The sequence below is a fragment of the Blautia stercoris genome, from assembly GCF_054657695.1.
The window spans coordinates 747,318-770,026 of record NZ_BAAHYF010000001.1 but is presented as its reverse complement, the minus strand read 5'-3'; the positions used below and the strand labels follow the sequence as shown (position 1 = coordinate 770,026).

Sequence of the window (22,709 nt, the reverse complement as noted above, 5' to 3'; positions counted from 1 at the left end):
AATATGGCTTTAGTGACAGGAATTATTGCAGAATACAATCCTTTTCATAATGGGCATGCTTATCAGATTCAAAAAGCGCGGGAGCTAACCGGCTGTGATTTTGTGGTGGTTGTGATGAGCGGAGATTTTGTACAGCGTGGCGCACCGGCACTTTTCGATAAGTATACCAGAACAAAGATGGCACTTTTGGGGGGCGCAGACCTGGTACTGGAATTACCGGTCTGGGCTTCCAGCGCCAGCGCTGAATTTTTTGCGGCAGGAGCGGTTTCTGTTTTAGAGGGAATCGGCTGTACGGATTTTTTGTGTTTTGGAGCGGAAGATGAGAAGCTTTCAAAGATGCAGAAAGCAGTGAAGCTGCTTGCAGATGAAAATACAGAATTTCAGAAACAACTTCGGGATGCGCTAAAAACAGGTCTTTCTTTTCCGGCTGCAAGAAAACAAGCGCTAAGCGGTTTCTTAACAGAAGAAGAGAGCAGTATCTTAGATAAGCCCAATAATATTCTTGGAATTGAATATTTAAAGGCATTAAAAGCAAAGAACTCTTCGATAGAGCCGGTGATTGTAAAAAGGGAAGGGCAGGGGTATCATGGACAGGAACTTTCCCATGGATTTGCAAGTGCTTCGGGGATTCGCAGCGCCTTAAAAGACGTGGGAGACTGGGAACAGGATGAGAAAATTTCTCAGCTTTTCCATGTAATGCCAAAGAAAATTACAGAAATTTTTATAGAGGCAGGAAAACAGAATCAGATGGTATGGGAGGATGATTTTTCTCTGCTGTTACAATACAATCTGCTTAAGCAGAAAAACAGATTACAGCTGACTGCTTACAGCGATGTTTCAAAAGACCTTGCAATGCGGATTTCTAAAAATTTAAATCAATTTGAGTCTTATAGTAGTTTTGTTCAGAAATTAAAGACGAAAGAACTGACGTATACCCGAATTTCGAGGGCTTTGCTTCACATTTTATTAGAGATAACTCAGGAAGAGACTCGAATGTTTCTACACAATCCTTATACTCGAATTTTAGGATTCAGGCAGGACAGCAAAGAAGTGTTAGGAAAAATGAAAAAAGCAAAAGAAATTCCGGTACTTACGAAGATTTCGAATTATCAAAAAGAGTTGGCAAACATTCAAAAAGGTCTGTTTGAAAAAGATATCTTTGCGTCTGATCTTTATGAGGCAGTGACCGGAAGAAAACAAAAAAGAGGATTGACAAATGAACTTCAACATTCGCCGATTATTCTAAGATAAACAAGGAATGTTTGGAAAATAATACAATTTTTGTGCATAATTTTCAAATGCACACTTGTACCGTTTTTGGAAACGATGTATAATGAAAACAGGCACGACCATCTCTAGGTCGTAATGAATTAGCATAACGGAGGAAAAATTATGAACGTATTAGTAGTAAATTGCGGAAGTTCATCATTGAAATTCCAGCTCATCAACTCTGAAACAGAGGAAGTAGCAGCAAAAGGGCTGTGTGAACGTATCGGTCTCGATGGAAGACTGGTATATCAGCCAACAAACGGAGAAAAAGAAGTAATAGAAGCATCAATGCCAACTCATACAGAAGCAATCAAAATGGTATTAGACGCTCTGGTTAATGAAAAAACAGGTGTATTAAAGAGCCTTGACGAAGTAGAAGCAATCGGACATCGTGTACTGCATGGTGGAGCTAAAATCTCTGATTCCTGTATTATCAACGATGAAGTAATCTCTGTTATCGAAGAGTGCTGTGACCTTGGTCCTCTGCATAACCCTGCAAACCTGATGGGTATCCGTGCATGTATGGAACTGATGCCAGGTAAACCAAACGTAGCTGTATTTGATACTGCATTCCATCAGACAATGCCGGAAAAAGCATATATGTATGCAATTCCGAAAAAATACTATGATGAATATAAAGTACGTAAATATGGTTTCCACGGAACTTCTCATCGTTTCGTATCGAAAGAAACAATCAAATTCCTTGGTCTTGACCCGGAAAATTCTAAAGTAATCGTTGCTCATCTTGGAAACGGTTCTTCTATCAGTGCAGTTGTAAATGGAAAATGTGTTGACACCAGCATGGGTCTGACACCTCTTCAGGGTCTTGTAATGGGAACACGTTCCGGTGACCTTGACCCGGCTGTTCTTGAATTCATCTGTGCAAAAGAAAACATTGATGTAAAAGAAATGGTTCGTATCTTAAATAAAGAATCCGGTTTATTAGGACTTTCTAACGGACTTTCCAGTGACTTCCGTGACTTAAACGAAGCTGCTGAAGGCGGAAACGAAGATGCAAAACGTGCAGTAGACTGCTTATGTTACAGCATTATCAAATACATCGGTTCTTATGTAGCTGCTATGAACGGTGTAGATGCAATCGCATTTACAGGTGGTATCGGTGAAAATGCAATTCCGGTTCGTGAAACTGTTGTAAAGAGTCTGGGATATCTTGGAATCAAATTAGATGAAGAAGCAAACCAGACAAGAGGAGAAAATAAAGTAATCTCCACAGCAGATTCTAAAGTAAAAGTTGCAATCGTTCCGACAAACGAAGAACTTGCAATCTGTCAGGAAACAGCAGAACTGGTAAAGAATCAGAAATAATAGTTGACAAAAACGAATTACCTATGTATAATTGACAAGGTGTGATTAGGAGACTATTATGCTAATTGATTTATCAGATATTTTATCCGTGGATGGAAAGACGAAAGAATTAAAAATGCCGGTTTCCATGGATTCCTTTGAATCAAAACTTGGCAGTTTTCCGGTAGTAGAAAAACAGCCGTTAGATGTTGTAATTACGAATACAGGAAAAAAAGTGCTTCGAATTGAAGTAAAAGGCAAAGTGAGTCTTGCTCTGCCCTGCGACCGTTGTCTTAAAGATGTGGCAACGGAATTTGAAATTGACCTTGAAAAAGAGGTTGATATGAAAACTTCAGAGGAAGACAGGATAAAAGACTTAGATGAAATTAATTATATCACAGGTTGTAGCCTGGATATTGAGCAGTTAGTGCATAATGAGATTTTAATCCATTGGCCTATGAGGGTCCTGTGTAAAGAGGACTGCAAGGGAATCTGCAGCCATTGCGGAAAAGACTTGAATGAAGGGCCATGCTCATGTGAGCAGGAGAGCCCGGATCCACGAATGGCGGCAATCCGTGATATATTTAGCAAATTTAAGGAGGTGTAATTATGTCCATCTGTCCAAAAAATAAAACTTCTAAAGCAAGAAGAGATAAAAGAAGAGCAAACTGGAAAATGACTGCTCCGAACTTAGTAAAATGCAGCAAATGTGGTGCTTTAATGATGCCGCACAGAGTGTGCAAAGCTTGCGGAAGCTACAACAAAAAAGAAGTTATTGCTATGGATGCTGAATAATTCATAGTATGAGGGGCTGTCGTGTTTAGGCACGGCAGCCTTTTTTCATTTTATAAATTTATAAATGAATTTTGTAATAAATTTGTAATAAAATTGCAAGTTTTTCTTGCGATTTTCCAGAAAACAAGTTAATATAAGAGAGAACTTGTTAAAGGAGGAGTTTAGTATGAATAATAGATGGTATAAAAAATTATTACTGCTTCTTACGGTAGGATGCATGACTGTTTCTATGACCGGATGCAGTGCAGATTCTGTATTAGATAAATTATTGTCAGTGACTGATCCAAAGCCGGATAAAAAGACAGAGGCAACGAAAGAGGACAGCAGTGATAAAAAAGACAGTGCAGGTGAAAAAGAAGTAGAAGTGGCAAAACCGGAATTTACCACAAACTTAAGTGGAGCGGTGACTTATGCGGTAAATGCCAAAGCTTCTGCACTGACAGTAGAAGCAACTACGACGGATGATGGAAGTATTACTTATCAGTGGTATAAGAGCCAGACCGATACAAATGGCGGTGGAACTTTAATTGACGGGGCGACAGAAGCAAGTTACACTCCGCCAACCGATACCGAAGGGACACTTTATTATTATGTTGTAGCAACCAGTACCATTGGTTCTTCTACAAATGGAGCAACCAGTGATACCGCAGAAGTTATTGTGTCAGCGGATGGAACCATTCCGTCTGAAAGCGAAGACCAGGCAGGTGCAAGTAAGGTACTTGGCAAATGGGTACAGAATAATGATGGCTGGTGGTATGATAACGGGGATGGAACTTATCCGAGAAATGCATGGAAACAGATTGATGGAAAATGGTATGCATTTGATGAAAAAGGTTATATGAGAATCGGATGGTTTAAAGATGGAGACTCCTGGTATTATCTGTTAGACAGCGGAGAGATGGCGAAAGATACGGATATTGAGGGATATCATATTGGTTCAAATGGCAAAATGGAATAAAGGAATAAACAACAGTTCATCGCAGGCACGCTCTCGCTGCTTGTCGCTGGCAGTGGTACGTAAGCGACGAAAATACCGTCGCTAAGTACCAGCCGCTCCAAAGCACCTGCTTATGAATCTGTTGAAAGCAAAGAGTGGCAGGGATGAACGAGATGCAAATGGCAGTTGGCATCATTTGTTCCGATGTGCTGTAGTATAAATCTGTTGAAAGCAAAGAGTGGTAGGGATGAACGAGATGCAAATGGCAGTTGGCATCATTTGTTCCGATGTGCTGTAGTATGAATCTGTTGAAAACAAAAAGTGGCAGGGATAAAGTGATTTTGGGCGGTCGTAAAAGAGATTATCTTTTACGACCGTTTCTCTTGCCCTTTTTTTAGATGTCTGGTAAAATTAAGGGCATAGCGTACAGGAGGCAATGAAATGGGAAATCTGATTACAGTGGTAGTCGACGCCATGGGCGGGGATAATGCTCCGCATGAGATTATCAAAGGGGCAGTCGAGGCCGTAAAAGAAAAACAAAACTTAAAGGTACTTCTTGTCGGACAAAAAGAAGTGGTGGAAAAGGAATTAAGCGCTTATGATTATCCGAAGGAGAGAATAGAAGTTATACATGCATCAGAAGTGATTGAGACTGGAGAACCGCCGGTTGCTGCAATCAAGGGAAAGAAAGATTCTTCGATTGTAGTCGGAATGAAACTGGTCAGAAAGGGTGAGGCAGATGCTTTCGTTTCTGCCGGAAGTTCCGGTGCGATTTTGGTTGGCGGAACTACAATTGTAGGTCGAATCAAAGGAATTGAGCGTGCACCGCTTGCACCGATGATTCCAACGAAAAATGGCGCATCACTTTTGATTGACTGCGGAGCAAATGTGGATGCAAGGTCGTCTCATCTTGTGCAGTTTGCACGTATGGGTTCTATTTACATGGAACATGTTGTAGGGGTTAAAAATCCAAGAGTCGGAATTGTGAATATTGGTGTGGAAGAGGAAAAAGGCAATGCCCTAGTAAAGGAGACATATCCACTTTTAAAAGAATGTAAAGACATTAACTTTATCGGAAGCATCGAAGCAAGAGAGATTCCATCCGGTGTTGCAGATGTAATTGTAACCGAAGCCTTTGTAGGCAATGTAATTTTAAAATTATATGAGGGAGTCGGAGCGACTTTGATTTCTAAAGTAAAAGAAGGTATGATGACCACTCTTCGCAGTAAGATTGGAGCTTTGCTTGTAAAACCGGCATTAAAAAGTACATTAAAAAGTTTTGACAGCAGCCAGTACGGTGGAGCACCGCTTCTCGGATTAAGAGGGCTTGTAGTGAAATGTCACGGAAGTTCCAAAGCAAACGAAGTGAAAAACTCGATTATTCAGTGTATTTCCTTTAAAGAACAGGACATTAGTGAAAAGATTCGGGAAAATATTACAGTAGCGGTGAAAAAGACAGAGGAGGAGCAATAAAAAATGGAGTTAGAAAAATTACAGAAGATTATCGCAGAGGTATTAAATGTAGATGCACAGGAAGTGACAATGGATACTACATTCGTAGAGGATTTGGGAGCAGATTCTTTGGATATATTCCAGATTATCATGGGAATTGAAGAAGAATTTGATATTGAAATGCCAAACGAAGATGTAGAACATATTGTGACTGTAGGAGATGCAGTAGAAGAAATTAAAAAAATTGTAGGATAACTAAAAGAGTCAGATGTCTTCAAAAGGGAAAAATTCGGATGAAGACATCTGATTTTCAGATTGAGAAGAAGAAAATTCAGGTCGAACGCAAGAGAGACTTTAGATAAATAGAAAAAAGTAGAAGGGAAGTTTGTTAATCGATGAAGAAGTTATTAGAGCTTGAGCAGAGAATTGGCTATAAATTTGAAAATTTTGATTTGCTCGTAAAAGCAATGACGCATAGTTCTTATGCAAATGAACACAGATATGAAAAGAAAGAAAATAATGAGCGTCTGGAATTTTTGGGAGATGCGGTTTTAGAACTGATTTCCAGTGATTATTTATTTGCAAAGTATCCGGAAACTCCGGAGGGTGTACTGACAAAGAAACGTGCAAGTATGGTATGTGAGCCGACTTTAGCATTATGTGCAAGAGAAATTCCACTGGGAGATTATTTATTACTTGGAAAAGGCGAGGATGCAACAGGCGGAAGAAAAAGAGATTCCATTGTTTCAGATGCTATGGAGGCATTAATCGGTGCAATTTATCTGGACGGTGGTTTTGCTAATGCAAAAGAGTTTATTGACCGGTTTATTTTAAACGATATTGAAAACAAACAGCTCTTTTATGATAGCAAGACTACGCTTCAGGAAATCGTACAGGGAAGTTATGATGATGATGTACGTTATGAACTGGTAAAAGAAGAAGGTCCGGATCACAATAAGAGCTTTTATGTTCATGCTCTGCTTGGAAGTACGGTATTGGGAGAAGGAACAGGCCATACCAAAAAGGCAGCAGAACAGCAGGCTGCATACTGTGCGATTAAAAAACTTAAGAGTAAGGGTGGCCTATGTATTTAAAAAGCATTGAAGTGCAGGGATTTAAGTCCTTTGCAAATAAGATAACATTTGAATTTCACAACGGAATTACCGGAATTGTAGGCCCAAACGGAAGTGGAAAGAGTAACGTAGCAGATGCTGTACGCTGGGTGCTGGGAGAGCAGAGTGCAAAACAGCTTCGAGGCGGAAACATGCAGGATGTTATTTTCTCGGGAACAGAAACGAGAAAGCCTCTTGGATTTGCTTATGTTGCAATTACTTTAGATAACAGTGACCATAATCTTCCGATTGATTATGAAGAAGTGACGATTGCAAGACGGCTTTATCGTTCCGGCGAGAGTGAATACCTGATGAATGGGGTTTCCTGCCGATTAAAAGATGTCAATGAATTATTTTATGATACGGGTATCGGAAAAGAAGGGTATTCCATTATCGGACAGGGACAGATTGATAAAATCTTAAGTGGTAAGCCGGAAGAGCGAAGAGAACTGTTTGACGAAGCAGCAGGAATCGTGAAATTCAAACGAAGAAAAGCGGCATCTTTAAAAAAATTAGAGGAAGAACAGCAGAATCTGACCCGTGTCAATGACATTTTATCGGAGTTGACCAGACAGCTTGCACCGCTTGAGAAACAGTCTGAGACAGCGAAGATATATTTAAAGAAGCGGGAAGAATTAAAAGCGCTTGATGTCCGGATGTTTCTTGCAGAAATGGAACGCATCAATGCTCAGTTAAAAGAGATCGAAGAAAAATCGGAGATTGTCCGTCAGGACCTGGAAAAAACAGGTAATGATTTTGAGACAACGAAGACTGAATATGAAGCGTTAGAGAAAGAGCTGGAGGCTTTTAATGTAAAAATTGAAGTGTTTCGTGAAGAGTCAACAAAAAAAGCACTGGAGAAGCAGCAGTTAGAGGGCCAGATTAATGTAGCAAAGGAACAGATTTCTTCGGCAAAGCAAAGTGATTTGCAGTATCGTGAGCGTGTGGAGGCTTTAGAGGCAGAGTTAAAACAGAGGGAAGAGAGTGAAAAACTTTATACTGAAGAAAAGGCAGAGCTTGATGCAAAAATCGATGAGATTCGGCAAAAAGAGGAGACAGCGAAGAATTTATTCAGGGATTTTGCTTTTGAAATTCATGAATTAGAAGAACAGTTAGAGGAAGATAAGAGCGAAATTATTGAAATTTTAAATCATCGTGGTTCGACGAAGGGAAAAATGCAGCGTTATGATGCGATGATGGAACAGATTTCGCTTAGAAAGACAGAGTTTAATCAGAAATATCTGCGTTTAAAGAGTGAGACTGCAAAGCAGGAAGAAGAAAAGGAGCGCTTTGAGAAAGAACAGCAGGAAATTGATGCTGAGATTTTAAGTCTCACAAAGAAGAGTAATAAAAACGAGGATGAGATTACCAGATATCAGAGTCTGCTTGGAAAGAGTATCAAGGAACAGCAGGTTTTACAGAATGATTATCATAAAGAGGCTTCGAGGTTAGAATCTTTAAGAAATATTACAGAGCGTTACGACGGTTACGGAAACAGTATCCGCCGTGTAATGGAGCAGAAGAAACGTGTTCCGGGGATTCATGGAGTTGTGGCAGATTTAATTAAAGTAGAAAAAAATTATGAAACTGCGATTGAAACCGCTCTTGGAGGAAGCATCCAAAATATTGTTACGGATAACGAAACGACTGCAAAACAGATGATTTCGTTTTTGAAGCAGAATAAATACGGACGGGCAACATTTCTGCCTTTGACCAGTATGGGTGCAGGACGTGGATTTTCGACTCCATCTGCCTTAAAAGAGCCGGGAGTTGTTGGCGTGGCAAGTGAGCTGGTTTCTACGGAAGTTGAATATGAGAGTTTAATTGAATATCTGCTTGGGCGTACGCTTGTCGTGGAAAATATTGATTTTGCAATTGCAATTGCAAGAAAATACAAATACAGTCTGCGTATGGTAACGATTGAAGGAGAGTCTTTAAATCCGGGTGGTTCCATGACCGGTGGTGCATTCAAAAATAACAGCAATCTGCTTGGAAGAAGACGAGAGATAGAAGAGCTTGAGACTAAAGTTGAGAGTTTGAAAAATCAGCTGGAAGCAAAACAAAAAGAGATTGATACTTATCGGGAAAAACGAAATTTCCATCGTGAAGAAGCAGGACGATTAAATGCTGCACTTCAGGAGCAGTCCTTAAAAGATAATACCCTGCGTATGAATCAGAAAGCAATGGAACAGAAGGCAAAAGAGATTGCAAAAGAGTATACAGATTTAAAACGGGATCTTGCAGCACTTGAAAAACAGACGCAGGAGATTGAAGAAAATCGGGAATCTATTCGTGTGGAATTAGAGACGAGTGATAAACGAGAGGCTCAGTTAGAAGATCAGATTAATCAAAATCAGGAAAAACTGGATGAGAAGAAAAAGCAGGAAAACGCTCATTCAAAGGGATTAGAAGAACTGCATTTAGAAAATGCAGAACTCAGTTCCAAACAGGGATTTGCAAAAGAAAACCTGGAACGTATCTTAAGTGAAAAGAAGAATTTACAAAGACAGTTAATGGAACTGGCAGCAAATGTCAGTGATGCAAAAGATGAGATAGAGAAAAAAGAAGCCGAGATAGAAAAAATGCAGGAGGCAGTTGAAGCTGCAAAGACACAGGAAGCGGAAGATGAAGCGAAGCTGCAGGAATACCTTGCAAAAAAAGAGAGCATGAATCAAAGTCATAAGGGCTTCTTTGAAAAGAGAGATGAGCTTTCCGGTCGCATGAATCTCTTGGATAAAGACCTATACCGCCTGGAAAATCAAAAAGAAAAGCTTGAGGAGAATCAGGAGAATCAGATAGGTTATATGTGGGAAGAATATGAGATGACCTACAGTGCGGCAAAAGAACAGACTTTTGAGGAACCGCTTGAGCGCAGTGAAATCAAAAAGGCACAGGCAGAAGTGCGAAATGAAATTAAAAAGCTTGGAAATGTCAATGTCAATGCGATTGAGGAGTACAAAGAACTTTCCGAGCGTCATACGTTCTTAAATGCCCAGCATGAAGATTTGGTGGAAGCAGAGAAGACCCTGCTTAAGATTATTGATGAACTCGATATCGGAATGAGACACCAGTTTGAAGAAAAATTTGCACAGATTCGTGAAGAATTTGATAAGGCATTTAAAGAACTTTTTGGTGGCGGAAAAGGAACGATTGAGTTAGATGAGGAGGAAGATATCTTAGAGGCGGGAATCCGTATCATCTCTCAGCCGCCGGGAAAGAAGCTGCAAAATATGATGCAGCTTTCCGGTGGAGAAAAGGCACTCACCGCAATTGCACTGTTATTTGCGATTCAGAATTTGAAGCCATCCCCGTTTTGTCTGCTCGATGAAATTGAGGCGGCACTCGATGATTCTAATGTAACAAGATATGCCAAGTATCTTCATAAGTTGACAAAAAATACACAATTTATTATTATTACACATAGACGTGGTACGATGACTGCGGCAGACCGCCTTTATGGTATCACAATGCAGGAAAAAGGTGTATCTACCCTTGTTTCTGTCAACCTAATAGAAAATGATTTGGATAAGTAAGAGAAGCAGATGAGAAAATACAGAGAAGAGTAGGAGAGAGTTTATGGCAGAGGAAAAGAAAGGTTTTTTTAAACGACTGGTATCCGGTCTTACAAAAACCAGAGAAAATATTGTATCGAGTATTGATTCTATTTTCAGTGGATATTCCAGCATTGACGATGATTTCTATGAAGAAATCGAAGAAATTCTTGTGATGGGAGATTTGGGAATCAATGCAACCAATAATATTATCGAAGATTTAAAGCGACAGGTAGCAGAGAAGAAAATAAAAGACCCGCAGGAGTGTAAAAAACTGCTGATGGACAGCATCAAAGCACAGATGGCAGTCGGGGAAGCGGCTTATGAATTTGAGAACCGCAAATCTGTAGTGCTGGTGATTGGTGTAAATGGAGTTGGAAAGACTACTTCTGTCGGAAAACTGGCAGGAAAATTAAAAGACCAGGGGAAAAAAGTTGTGCTTGCAGCAGCAGATACGTTCCGTGCGGCAGCAGGAGAACAGCTGACCCAGTGGGCGAACCGTGCAGGGGTGGAACTGATTGGCGGACAGGCAGGCGCCGACCCGGCATCTGTTGTGTATGATGCGATTGCAGCCGCAAAAGCAAGAAATGCCGACGTACTGCTTTGTGATACCGCAGGACGTCTTCACAATAAGAAAAATCTGATGGATGAGCTTCATAAGATTTACCGTATTATCGAACGGGAATATCCGGAAGCTTATTTGGAAACGTTAGTCGTTCTTGATGGAACGACCGGACAAAATGCACTGCTTCAGGCAAGACAATTTAATGAAGTCGCAGATGTAACAGGAATTATCCTTACAAAACTTGACGGAACTGCAAAGGGAGGCATCGCTGTTGCAATCGAGTCAGAGCTGGATATTCCGGTAAAATATATCGGAGTCGGTGAAAGCATTGACGATTTACAGAAATTTAATTCGGATGAATTTGTAAATGCGCTTTTCGATTTCAAAGAAGAATAAAGTTTAAGTGGAACATTCGTGAAACCTGGCAGGCGATTTTAACCAGGAAGCATTGAAGCTTTCGCTTCGTGTGTAGTTCACTCAGTACATATAGTACATGCTGAAAAATTTCAGAATCGCCGAAAAAAACAGTTAGATGAACATCAAAGGAGGATATTAGGATTATGCTGACATTAGAAAAATTTGAAGAAGCGTCGGAAATCGTAAAGAAAGTAACCCAGGATACCAAACTGGTTTACAGCGATTATTTCAGCGCACAGACAGGAAATAAAGTATATTTAAAACCAGAGAACATGCAGAAAACAGGTGCTTACAAATTAAGAGGTGCTTATTATAAAATCAGCACTCTTTCACCGGAAGAGAGAGCAAAAGGTTTAATTACAGCTTCTGCCGGAAACCATGCACAGGGTGTTGCTTATGCAGCAAAAGCATTTGGAGTAAAAGCGGTTATCGTTATGCCGACTACCACTCCATTAATTAAAGTAGAAAGAACAAAAAGTTATGGTGCAGAAGTAGTCCTTTACGGAAACGTATATGATGAAGCCTGCGAGCATGCTTATAAATTAGCCGAAGAAAATGGATATACATTCATTCATCCATTTGATGACCCGGCTGTTGCAACCGGACAAGGAACAATCGCAATGGAAATCATCAAAGAGCTTCCGTTAGTAGATTATATCTTAGTCCCAATCGGTGGCGGCGGACTGGCAACAGGTGTTTCCACTTTAGTCAAGCTCTTAAATCCGAATATCAAAGTGATCGGTGTAGAACCGGCAGGTGCAAATTGTATGCAGGAATCTGTACGTCGCGGAGAAGTTACAACACTTGACAGTGTAAATACAATCGCAGATGGTACTGCTGTAAAAACACCGGGAGAAAAAATCTTCCCATATATCCAGAAAAATGTGGATGAAATCATTACCGTCAGCGATGATGAATTAGTTGTTGCTTTCCTTGATATGGTAGAAAATCATAAAATGATTGTAGAGAACTCAGGTCTGCTGACTGTAGCAGCTTTGAAACATCTGCAGTTTAAAGATAAAAAAGTAGTTTCTATCTTAAGTGGTGGAAACATGGATGTTATCACAATGTCATCTGTAGTTCAGTTGGGTCTGATTGCAAGAAATCGTATCTTTACTGTATCTGTGCTGCTTCCGGACAAGCCGGGTGAACTGGTACGTGTGGCAAGTGTAATTGCAGATAAGAAAGGTAATGTGATCAAACTTGACCATAACCAGTTTGTAAGTACAAACCGTTCTGCAGCAGTGGAACTGAAGATTACCATTGAGGCATTTGGTACGGAACATAAGAATGAAATTATTGAAGCGCTGGAAGAAGAAGGATATCGTCCGAGACAGATTACTGCAAACTTATAGAACGCAAAGACGCAGCAATTTCGTGCAGGCACGCTCTCGCTACTTGTCGCTGGCAGCGGTACATAAGCGACAAAGTCGCTAAGTACCGGCCGCTCCAAAGTGCCTGCAGAAATTTGCTGCTAAATAAAAATGAGAGGGCAGAGGTATAGGAAAAAAATTGCTCTTTGTTAGAAAATTAGATAGTTAGGAGAAATCCCTGAGTTTCTGTATGTAACATAGAAGAGATTCAGGGGTTTTCTTATATCTGAAATTGTGCGAGAAGAAAATAATGCTTATTCCTACTGAAATAGTAGTGAAATAAAGAGAGATGTGTTAGAATTAGGACGTCGGATGTATTTTGGAATATCTGGCAGGGCAGGAGGTTTGTTATGAGAGAGTTATATTTAGAGTGTTATTCTGGAATCAGTGGAGATATGACAGTTGCAGCTTTATTGGACCTTGGTGTTCCGGGGGAGTATCTGATGAAAGAGTTGGAGAAGCTGCACTTAGATGGATATGAGATAAAGATTTCTAGAACAAAGAAGAATCAGATTACAGCGACAGATTTTGATGTGATTTTGAAAGGTGAGCATAAAGAGGAGCATGGTCATGAACATGCTCATACCCACGTAAATGATGAAGATGTGAAGGAATGTCATGAGCAGGAACACAGTCATGAACATAAGCATGTTCATAATAGTTATCGTGAGATTAAGGAATTTATTTTGGCTTCAGAGCTCTCGGACAGAGTGAAGGAAATGATTTTAAAGATTTTTCAGGTGATTGCAGAGGCAGAAGCGCAGGTTCATGGTACGGCTGTGGATGAAGTGCATTTTCATGAGGTTGGTGCGGTTGATTCGATTGTAGATATTTCGGCAGCAGCAATCTGTCTGGATTATCTGGGATTTGATTCGATTGTGACGTCTGAAATCTGGGAGGGAAAAGGGCATGTATGGTGTCAGCATGGAAGAATTCCGGTTCCGGCACCGGCAGTACTTGCGATTTTCTCAAAGAGCCAGACAAGACTTCATCTTTCAGGAGTGCAGGGAGAGATGGTGACACCGACAGGGGCGGGAATTGTGGCAGCGCTTTCGGGTGAGAATCAGCTTCCGGATTCTTTTGTAATTGAAAAAATCGGGATTGGAGCCGGAAAGAAAAATTTCCCTCATGCGAATGTGCTTCGTGCGATGATTTTAAATACTGAGAAAGAGAAAAAGGCGGTGCATGAACATAAGCATAAATATAGTCATGAGCAGGAACACAGTCATACACATTGCCATGAGGAGCAGGAAATCGAAAAAAAAAAGACAGCTGTAAATGAGACAAAAGAAGAAATGAAAAAAAAAGATGAGCAGAAGGGATTTCACGATGTCCAGACAGAAACGGTATGTGTCATGGAAACAAACGTGGATGACTGTTCGGGAGAACAGCTGGGTTATGCCAGAGAGGTATTGTTAAAGGCTGGTGCGCTGGATGTGTGTTGTATGCCGCTTTACATGAAAAAGGGGCGTCCGGCATATTTGTTTCAGATTATCTGCAGACCGGCAGATGAAGAGGCATTAAAAACAATTTTATTTCGAGAGACAACCAGCATTGGATTTCGCAGATATGAGGAAGAACGACAAAAGTTAGACCGTGAAATGATAAGTGTCACACTTTTGGATGGAAATACCATTCGGATTAAGAAGTGTATGCATCATGATGTGATTTATTATTATCCGGAATATGAGGATGTCAGGAAAACCTGTGAAATGCGTGGTGAAGCATTTCGTATGGTCTATGAAGAGGCAAGAAGTTTGGCCAAGAAAAGTGAGGAGTGATAAGAGGTGGAATTGACGCAAAAAGAAGAGCGATTATATGAGATTATGAAGGGGTATGCAAAGAAGGATATCTGTATTGCATTTTCAGGTGGAGCAGACAGCAGCTTGTTATTAAAACTTGCTGTAAAATGTGCAGCACCTGGGGTAAGGGTACATGCAGTTACTTTTGAAACCGTACTGCATCCATCCTGTGATTTGGATATTGCAAAACAGGTTGCAAAAGAAACCGGAGCAATTCATAAAATCATTTTCTTAGATGAATTTGAAGATGAAAGAATTAAAAAGAATCCGAAGAACCGCTGTTATTTGTGCAAAAAAAGTTTGTTTGAAAAGCTGTTGGCTTATGCAGATGAAGCAGGGGCAGAAACCATCTTAGAAGGAACAAATGAGGATGATTTACATGTGTATCGTCCGGGACTTGCAGCAGTCCGGGAACTTGGAGTAAAAAGTCCGCTTGCTGAAGCGCATTTAACAAAACCGGAAGTACGTGCCCTTGCAAGAAAAGAGGGAATTTCCGTTGCAAATCGTCCGGCAGCTCCCTGTCTTGCAACGCGTCTGCCGTATGGTTCAGAACTTAACTTTGAAGTGCTGAAAAAGATTGATGAGGGCGAACAATATATGAAAAGTCTGGGATTTGAGATTGTGCGTATCCGTCTGCACGGAAATGTAACAAGAATTGAGGTTCCGGTAGCTGAGTTTGGAAAATTTATGGAACAAAGAGAAGCAGTGCTTGCAAAATTAAAAGAACTTGGATTTGTTTATGTGACACTTGATATGGAAGGATTTCGAAGTGGAAGCATGGATGTCGATGCCCACGACGATTGACGACCACGCAGCAGATGGAAAATCAGGCAAGTAGTGAAGCGGATTGCAAATATCCGCTTCACTATGCGCTGTATAAGTGTCAAGAAAAAATACTTGACACTTCAAAAATCATGTAGTATGATAAGCAAGGTGATGACAAGTGGAACAATTTGTACAGCAGACTTTATTATACGATTTTTATGGGGAACTCTTAACAGAGCACCAGCGCAGAATCTATGAGGATGTCGTGCTCAATGACTACTCACTTAGTGAAGTGGCAGCAGATTTGGGAATCAGCAGACAGGGCGTGCATGACAACGTCAAACGCTGTAATAAGATTCTTTCAGACTATGAAGAAAAATTGCATCTCGTAGAGAAGTTTGTAAATATTAAGGAAAAAATCCACAGGATTCACGGTCTTGCAAAAAATTGCGAAAGCATCAGCAAAGAAGAACTGGTTTCCGAGGTGGAACACATTTCCCAGGAAATTTTGGAGGAGTTGTAGCAGATGGCATTTGAAAGCTTAACGGATAAACTACAAAATGTATTTAAAAACTTGAGAAAAAAAGGTCGTCTGACGGAAGCCGATGTAAAATCCGCTTTGAAAGAGGTCAAAATGGCGCTTCTCGAAGCCGATGTAAGTTTTAAAGTGGTAAAACAATTTATGAAATCCGTTCAGGAGCGTGCAGTTGGACAGGATGTAATGTCCGGCTTAAATCCGGGACAGATGGTAATTAAGATTGTAAATGAAGAACTCGTAAACCTGATGGGAAGTGAGACAACCGAACTCACTTTAAAGCCGGCAGGAGAGATTACCGTACTTATGATGGTAGGTCTTCAGGGTGCAGGTAAGACAACAACCACGGCAAAACTGGCAGGCAAGCTGAAATCAAAAGGAAGAAAACCTCTTCTGGTAGCATGTGACGTATACCGTCCGGCCGCAATTACACAGTTGCAGGTCAATGGTGAAAAACAGGGCGTGGAAGTCTTTGCAATGGGGGACAAACAAAGTCCGGTTGATATTGCAAAAGCAGCGTACGAGCATGCGAAAAAAGAAAAATACAACGTGGTTATCTTAGATACCGCAGGTCGTCTTCATATTGATGAGGACATGATGCAGGAGCTTGCAAACATAAAAGAAGCGATTTCTGTAGACCAGACAGTACTGGTAGTCGATGCAATGACCGGACAGGATGCGGTGAATGTAGCAGAGACCTTCGGTGAGAAAGTCGGAATCGACGGAGTCATTCTTACAAAGATGGATGGTGATGCCCGAGGCGGTGCAGCATTATCAATTAAAGCAATCACAGGAAAACCGATTCTGTTTGTCGGTATGGGAGAAAAATTATCGGATTTGGAACAATTTTATCCGGATCGTATGGCATCCCGTATCCTTGGAATGGGCGATGTGATGAGCCTGATTGAAAAAGCGCAGGCAAACATTGATGAAGAAAAAGCCAAAGAGATGGAACAGAAATTCCGTAAGAACTCATTCGGCTTTGATGATTACCTTGAAAGCATGAATCAGATGAAAAACATGGGAGGAATTTCCAGTGTCTTAAATATGATTCCTGGAATTGGCGGACAGGTAAAAGATATTGAAAATATGGTAGACGAAAAGGATATGGCGAGAAAAGAAGCAATGATTCTTTCCATGACACCAAGAGAACGTTCTCATCCGGAAATCCTGACTCCACAGAGAAAAGCAAGAATTGCAAAAGGTGCAGGAGTGGATGTGGCGGAAGTCAACCGCTTAGTAAAACAATTTGAACAGGCAAAGAAAATGATGAAACAGATGCCTGGTCTTATGAATGGCAAGGGTGCTAAGAGGGGAAAATTCAAACTTCCCTTTTAACATATAAATCAAGAAGATAAGAAAAGAAAATAGTTAAATTTCAGGAGGAAAAAATAATGGCAGTAAAAATCAGATTAAGAAGAATGGGACAGAAAAAAGCTCCTTTCTATAGAATCGTTGTTGCAGATTCCAGATCCCCAAGAGATGGTAAATTCATCGACGAAATCGGAACTTATGATCCAAATCAGGACCCAAGTGTATACAAAGTAGACGAAGAAGCAGCTAAAAAATGGCTTGCTAACGGTGCTCAGCCAACAGAAGTTGTATCCAAAATCTTCAAAGCAGCTGGTATCGAAAAATAATATAGGTCCAGGAGGTGGCTTGTAATGAAAGAATTAGTTGAAGTAATTGCAAAGTCTCTTGTAGATTATCCGGACGAAGTTGCGGTAACAGAGCGGGAAGAAAACAATGCGGTATTTGTAGAACTCAAAGTAGCATCTGCAGATATGGGCAAAGTAATCGGACATCAGGGAAGAATTGCAAAAGCAATCCGTACCGTAGTGAAAGCTGCATCTTCCAAAAATGATAAAAAAGTTATCGTAGATATTTTACAGTAAAAGTAAATGAGAGGGCTGTACACGTTGATGTGCAGTCCTTTTTTTAGCGAAAAAGTAAATTAAGGAGTTATAAGCATGGAAGATTTATTACAGGTAGGTGTCATCACAACCACACACGGAATCCGCGGGGAAGTAAAAGTCTATCCGACCACCGACGATGTACACCGCTTTGAAGAATTAGAAAGCGTATTATTGGATACAGGAAAAGAATACAGAGAATTAAAAATTAAGAGTGTGAAATATTTCAAACAATATGCCATCTTAAAATTCGAAGGCATTGATAATATCAATGACATTGAAAAATATAAAGGTAAAAGCCTCTTTGTCACAAGAGAAAATGCACAGCCACTTGGAGAAGATGAATATTATATTGCGGATTTAATCGGCATGGAAGTTTACTTAGAGGATGGAAGTCATTTTGGAACGTTAAAAGATGTTATGGAAACCGGTGCAAATGATGTTTATATTATTAAGACGGAAGAAGGAAAAGAAGTGCTGATTCCGGCCATCTACGAATGTATTTTAGATGTCGATGTAGAAGCAGGAAAGATGGAAATTCACCTGTTGGACGGATTAGTGTAAAAAAGGAGAAAAACAAATGGATTTTCATGTACTCACCCTGTTTCCGGATATGGTCAGACAGGGATTAAATACCAGTATCATCGGAAGAGCAATAAAAGACGGACATATCACATTAAATACAGTCAATATCCGTGATTTTTCTATCAATAAACATAATCGCGTGGATGATTATCCTTATGGGGGCGGAGCCGGAATGGTAATTCAGGCAGAACCGGTTTACCGCGCCTGGGAATCTGTGGCAAAAAACAGTAAAGCCATAAAACAAGGCAAAAAACCAAGATGCATTTATCTGACCCCACAGGGAAAAGTCTTTCATCAGACGATGGTAGAAGAATTTGCCCAGGAAGAAGAACTGATTTTTTTATGCGGACATTATGAGGGGATTGACGAACGTGTTTTAGAAGAAGTGGTCACAGACTATGTCTCCATTGGAGATTATGTGCTGACAGGGGGAGAACTTGCTTCTATGGTCATGATTGACGCTATCTCAAGATTTGTGCCGGGTGTTTTAAATAATGAAGAATCTGCCCAGTTTGAATCCATGCAGGATAACCTCTTAGAATATCCGCATTATACCAGACCGGAAAGCTGGCATGAAAAAGAGGTGCCGAAAGTACTCCTAACCGGAGACCATAATAAAATTGAAGCATGGAGATGGGAACAGTCTCTGATACGAACTAAAGAGAGACGACCGGATTTACTCGAAAAAAATAAAAGCTTAAAAGTGGCTTATTTCAGCCCGACCGGAGGCACAAAGAAAGCAGCGGAGATGTTAGCAACGATGCTCTCCCAGAATCCGGAATACATTGATTTGACGAGAAGAAAATTCCGGAAACAAAAACAATACTTTGGAAAAAAAGATTTACTGCTTGCAGCTGCACCGGTATACGGAGGTCAGCTTCCACAGTTAAAAGAAGCTCTTTTTACAAACTTGAAAGGGGATCATACTCCTTGTATTTTGATGTCTGCTTACGGAAATCGTGACTTTGATGATACCCTTGCACAGATGAAAGACATTTTAGAGGAGAGAGGATTTTACTGCATCGGCGCAATCGCACCGATTATTCCACACATTTATTCCGAAAAACTGGGGGCAGACCGACCAAATGCAGAAGATGAGAAAGTCTTCCGCCGGTTTGCAGTCACAGTGAAACAGAGATTGGAAAATGGATTGGAAGAATCCCTCATGATTCCGGGAAATCCAAAGCCAGAACCAAAGACCATGAAGCCGGTGGTTCATTACTTTGATGAAACGAAATGTAAGGGTTGCCAGACATGTGTCCAAAAATGCCCGACCTCAGCGATTGATAAAGACACATATCAAATAAAGGAAGAACTCTGTGTTGGATGTCTGCGCTGTGAAAGGGTATGTCCAAGTGGGGCAAGAAGCAGTGACTATGAAAGTGTTAAAAAATATCTGGAGGACAATTTCTGTCTCCCTAAAGAAATAAAATGCTATTAGATGGAAAAATGACGAAGAAATTTACAACAATGTGGTAGAAAATGGCGGATTGACTCTTGTCTTGACAAAAAATAGATGATATCATTAATGAGAAAATGAGTCAGATAAAGAAGAGATAGGAGAATCTGATGAAATCTGGCAATACAGAGATAAAGGGGAAAGAAAAAAGAATATGTACCAAAGAGAGTCAAAAGGGTGGTTTAAGCACTATGATTTTATTCTGCTGGATTTAATCTGTCTGCAGATAGCCTTTTTTCTGGCTTATGTGATTCGTGGAGTGGGCTGGAATCCATATTCACATCTGCTTTATCGGAATATGGCAATTTTTGTGGAAGCGGCAGACATTGTCGTAATTTTCTTCTTTGAGACATTAAAAAATGTTTTAAAGAGAGGACACTATGTAGAATTTATAGAGACACTCAAACACGTGTTGATTGTATGTGCGGTGTCGATGAGTTATCTGTTTTTGATTAAAGAAGCAGAAAAGTATTCGAGATTTATTCTGATTACGACAATGTGCTTCTATTTTATCCTGACTTATACAGTAAGAGAAGTCAGAAAATCAGTATTACAAAAGCAGATGGAAGATGGAAGAGACCGTTCCCTGCTGATTGTGACGACTTCGGATGTTGCAGGAACGGTAATTCGTGATATGAAAGACCACAATTATGCGAGATTTACACTTTCCGGAATTGTAATTATTGACAAGGATATGACGGGAAAAGTAATCAGTGGAATTCCGGTGGTTTCAAATCGAGAAAACACACCGGATTATATCTGCCAGCAATGGATTGACGAAGTGCTGGTTGTACCGTCGGAAGATGCAGAATATCCGGAAGATTTGATGAAGAAAATGATGGAAACAGGTGTAACGGTACATTTAAATCTTGCGAAAGTATCGAATACGAGAGGGAAAAAACAATTTGTTGAACAAATCGGAACTTATACGGTTCTGACAACAACAATGAATTATGCAACAGCAAGACAGCTGTTTTTCAAACGGGCGATGGATATTGCAGGCGGTTTGGTCGGATGTATTTTAACAGGGCTTATCACTCTGTTTGTTGGACCTGCAATCTACATAAAATCGCCGGGACCGATTTTCTTTTCTCAGGAAAGAGTCGGAAAAAACGGAAAACGATTCAAACTGTATAAATTCAGAAGCATGTATTTAGATGCAGAAGAACGGAAAGCAGAACTGATGAAAGATAACAAACTCGGTGATGCAAAGATGTTCAAGCTCGACTTTGACCCACGTGTCATTGGAAATAAGATTCTGCCGGATGGAACACATAAGACCGGAATTGGGAATTTTATAAGATCCACCAGTCTGGATGAATTTCCGCAGTTTTGGAATGTGTTAAAAGGCGATATGAGTATCGTGGGAACACGTCCTCCGCTGATTGGAGAAGTTTCCGAGTATGAGCTGCACCATCGGGCACGACTTGCGATAAAACCGGGGATTACCGGTATGTGGCAGGTAAGCGGAAGAAGCGATATCACGGATTTTGAAGAAGTGGTAGAGCTCGATAAAGAGTATATTGAAAATTGGAATATTGGACTGGATATTAAGATACTGTTAAAGACCGTGATGGTGGTGTTTAAAAAGGAAGGGTCGGTATAACGATGGAAAATTTGTGATTCTGTTTAAGGTTGAAAAATGTTAGGCAGGATCACAATTTATGTATAAAGATATCTTGTACTGAGAAAATAAAGAATGTTTTTTGAGTGGAGGATATGCAAAAGGAAAGGAAACAGAACGTGAAAAATAAGAAGTTGCGAATTGCAGTTTTAGGACATAAAAGGATTCCTTCACGTGAAGGAGGAATTGAAATTGTTGTAGAAGAATTGTCTGTACGAATGGCAAAATTAGGACATCAGGTAACTATTTATAATAGAAGTGGACATCATGTCAGTGGGAAAGAATTTGATGCACATAAATTGAAAGAATATAAAGGAACAAGAATGAAATATGTGCCGACGATAGATAAAAAAGGGCTGGCAGCAATGAGTGCTTCTTTTTTCGCGGCAGTTGCAGCAGCATTTGGAAAATATGATGTGGTTCATTTTCATGCTGAAGGACCATGTGCAATGCTGTGGCTTCCGAAATTATTTGGCAAACGTTGTGTGGCAACAGTACATGGATTAGACCATCAAAGAGCAAAATGGGGTAAATTTGCCAGTACATATATTATGTTGGGAGAAAAATGTGCGGTTAAATTTGCTGATGAGATTATTGTATTAAGTGCAGGGGTACAGCAGTATTTTCTGGATACTTATGGAAGAAAAACCAGATTTATTCCAAACGGTGTAAACAGACCTGTTGTTTGTGAAGCAGAAATTATAAAAGAAAAATTTGGTTTAGAAAAGAATAGTTATATTTTGTTTTTAGGAAGATTAGTTCCGGAAAAAGGACTGCGTTATTTAATAGAAGCTTTTAAACAGGTTAAGACAGATAAAAAACTGGTTATTGCTGGTGGAAGTTCTGATACAGATGAATTTGCAAATGAATTAAAAGAGATGGCAAAAGACGATGGAAGAATTTTGTTTACGGGATTTGTTCAGGGCAAAGAATTAGATGAACTTTACAGCAATGCTTATGTGTATACCTTACCAAGTGATTTGGAAGGGATGCCACTTAGCTTATTAGAGGCAATGAGTTACGGAAATTGCTGTTTGGTGACTGACATAGATGAATGTGCATCTGTTGTAGAAGATAAAGCATTTATTTTTAAGAAAAGTGATGTGGCAGATTTGCAAAGTAAATTGCAGAAAGCTTGTGATGATAAAGAACAAGTACAAAAATATAAAGATGAAGCTGCAGATTATATTTGTCAAAAATATAATTGGGATGATGTAGTAGAAAAAACATTAAATTTATATAGAGGATAG

At 40.0% G+C, this 22,709-nt stretch carries 21 protein-coding genes and 1 pseudogene; all 22 read left to right on the top strand.

Annotation, left to right across the window (positions count from 1 at the left end):
• Positions 1–3: 3 nt before the first annotated feature.
• The 22 genes and pseudogenes from ACYQ2D_RS03765 to ACYQ2D_RS03660 all read left to right on the top strand — a co-directional run bounded on the left by ACYQ2D_RS03765 (position 4) and on the right by ACYQ2D_RS03660 (position 22,709).
• The gene (locus ACYQ2D_RS03765; RefSeq protein ID WP_459784694.1) at positions 4–1,251 is read left to right on the top strand and encodes a nucleotidyltransferase; all 1,248 of its coding nucleotides are present in this window, start codon (positions 4–6) and stop codon (positions 1,249–1,251) included.
• 141 nt (positions 1,252–1,392) lie between these two features.
• Positions 1,393–2,595: an acetate/propionate family kinase gene (locus tag ACYQ2D_RS03760; RefSeq protein ID WP_022304157.1), complete on the top strand. Its 1,203-nt coding sequence runs from the start codon at positions 1,393–1,395 to the stop codon at positions 2,593–2,595.
• 58 nt (positions 2,596–2,653) lie between these two features.
• Entirely contained in the window at positions 2,654–3,181 is a 528-nt protein-coding gene (locus ACYQ2D_RS03755; RefSeq protein WP_022304158.1) for a YceD family protein, read from the top strand.
• A gap of 2 nt (positions 3,182–3,183) precedes the next feature.
• Complete coding sequence (gene rpmF / locus ACYQ2D_RS03750) at positions 3,184–3,369, top strand: 50S ribosomal protein L32 (protein ID WP_022304159.1); 186 nt, start codon at positions 3,184–3,186, stop codon at positions 3,367–3,369.
• A gap of 166 nt (positions 3,370–3,535) precedes the next feature.
• Entirely contained in the window at positions 3,536–4,327 is a 792-nt protein-coding gene (locus ACYQ2D_RS03745) for an immunoglobulin domain-containing protein (RefSeq protein WP_459784693.1), read from the top strand.
• A 420-nt stretch (positions 4,328–4,747) separates the two neighbouring features.
• The gene (gene plsX, locus ACYQ2D_RS03740) at positions 4,748–5,779 is read left to right on the top strand and encodes a phosphate acyltransferase PlsX (protein WP_118700904.1); all 1,032 of its coding nucleotides are present in this window, start codon (positions 4,748–4,750) and stop codon (positions 5,777–5,779) included.
• Between the two features lie 3 nt (positions 5,780–5,782).
• Complete coding sequence (acpP, locus tag ACYQ2D_RS03735; protein WP_022304003.1) at positions 5,783–6,013, top strand: acyl carrier protein; 231 nt, start codon at positions 5,783–5,785, stop codon at positions 6,011–6,013.
• A 140-nt stretch (positions 6,014–6,153) separates the two neighbouring features.
• A complete protein-coding gene (gene rnc, locus ACYQ2D_RS03730; RefSeq protein ID WP_022304002.1) occupies positions 6,154–6,852 on the top strand; it encodes a ribonuclease III in 699 nt (232 codons plus the stop codon).
• On the top strand, positions 6,843–10,403 hold the full coding sequence (gene smc / locus ACYQ2D_RS03725) for a chromosome segregation protein SMC (RefSeq protein WP_459784692.1): 3,561 nt from the start codon (positions 6,843–6,845) through the stop codon (positions 10,401–10,403). The genes rnc and smc overlap by 10 nt, the downstream gene beginning before the upstream one ends.
• Before the next feature lie 43 nt (positions 10,404–10,446).
• The gene (gene ftsY, locus ACYQ2D_RS03720) at positions 10,447–11,382 is read left to right on the top strand and encodes a signal recognition particle-docking protein FtsY (protein WP_022304000.1); all 936 of its coding nucleotides are present in this window, start codon (positions 10,447–10,449) and stop codon (positions 11,380–11,382) included.
• 164 nt (positions 11,383–11,546) lie between these two features.
• Positions 11,547–12,758, top strand: a complete 1,212-nt coding sequence (ilvA, locus tag ACYQ2D_RS03715; RefSeq protein WP_022303999.1) for a threonine ammonia-lyase — start codon at positions 11,547–11,549, stop codon at positions 12,756–12,758.
• A 368-nt stretch (positions 12,759–13,126) separates the two neighbouring features.
• Positions 13,127–14,557: a nickel pincer cofactor biosynthesis protein LarC gene (gene larC / locus ACYQ2D_RS03710; RefSeq protein ID WP_459784691.1), complete on the top strand. Its 1,431-nt coding sequence runs from the start codon at positions 13,127–13,129 to the stop codon at positions 14,555–14,557.
• 6 nt (positions 14,558–14,563) lie between these two features.
• Positions 14,564–15,382 carry an ATP-dependent sacrificial sulfur transferase LarE gene (gene larE, locus ACYQ2D_RS03705; protein ID WP_459784690.1) on the top strand — a complete coding sequence of 273 codons (819 nt, stop codon included), beginning with the start codon at positions 14,564–14,566 and terminating at the stop codon, positions 15,380–15,382.
• 139 nt (positions 15,383–15,521) lie between these two features.
• Complete coding sequence (gene ylxM, locus ACYQ2D_RS03700) at positions 15,522–15,866, top strand: YlxM family DNA-binding protein (protein WP_022303996.1); 345 nt, start codon at positions 15,522–15,524, stop codon at positions 15,864–15,866.
• A 3-nt stretch (positions 15,867–15,869) separates the two neighbouring features.
• Entirely contained in the window at positions 15,870–17,216 is a 1,347-nt protein-coding gene (gene ffh, locus ACYQ2D_RS03695; protein WP_459784689.1) for a signal recognition particle protein, read from the top strand.
• Between the two features lie 56 nt (positions 17,217–17,272).
• Positions 17,273–17,518: a 30S ribosomal protein S16 gene (rpsP, locus tag ACYQ2D_RS03690; RefSeq protein WP_022303994.1), complete on the top strand. Its 246-nt coding sequence runs from the start codon at positions 17,273–17,275 to the stop codon at positions 17,516–17,518.
• A gap of 24 nt (positions 17,519–17,542) precedes the next feature.
• The gene (locus tag ACYQ2D_RS03685) at positions 17,543–17,773 is read left to right on the top strand and encodes a KH domain-containing protein (protein WP_022303993.1); all 231 of its coding nucleotides are present in this window, start codon (positions 17,543–17,545) and stop codon (positions 17,771–17,773) included.
• Positions 17,774–17,848: 75 nt separating this feature from the next.
• Positions 17,849–18,355, top strand: coding sequence for a ribosome maturation factor RimM (rimM, locus tag ACYQ2D_RS03680; protein WP_459784688.1), 507 nt, complete (start codon positions 17,849–17,851; stop codon positions 18,353–18,355).
• 16 nt (positions 18,356–18,371) lie between these two features.
• A pseudogene (trmD, locus tag ACYQ2D_RS03675) lies at positions 18,372–19,064 on the top strand (tRNA (guanosine(37)-N1)-methyltransferase TrmD); the annotation flags it as partial.
• A gap of 60 nt (positions 19,065–19,124) precedes the next feature.
• Positions 19,125–19,817 carry a DUF362 domain-containing protein gene (locus ACYQ2D_RS03670; protein ID WP_459785302.1) on the top strand — a complete coding sequence of 231 codons (693 nt, stop codon included), beginning with the start codon at positions 19,125–19,127 and terminating at the stop codon, positions 19,815–19,817.
• A 172-nt stretch (positions 19,818–19,989) separates the two neighbouring features.
• A complete protein-coding gene (locus tag ACYQ2D_RS03665) occupies positions 19,990–21,441 on the top strand; it encodes a sugar transferase (RefSeq protein ID WP_459784687.1) in 1,452 nt (483 codons plus the stop codon).
• 113 nt (positions 21,442–21,554) lie between these two features.
• A complete protein-coding gene (locus ACYQ2D_RS03660; RefSeq protein WP_459784686.1) occupies positions 21,555–22,709 on the top strand; it encodes a glycosyltransferase family 4 protein in 1,155 nt (384 codons plus the stop codon).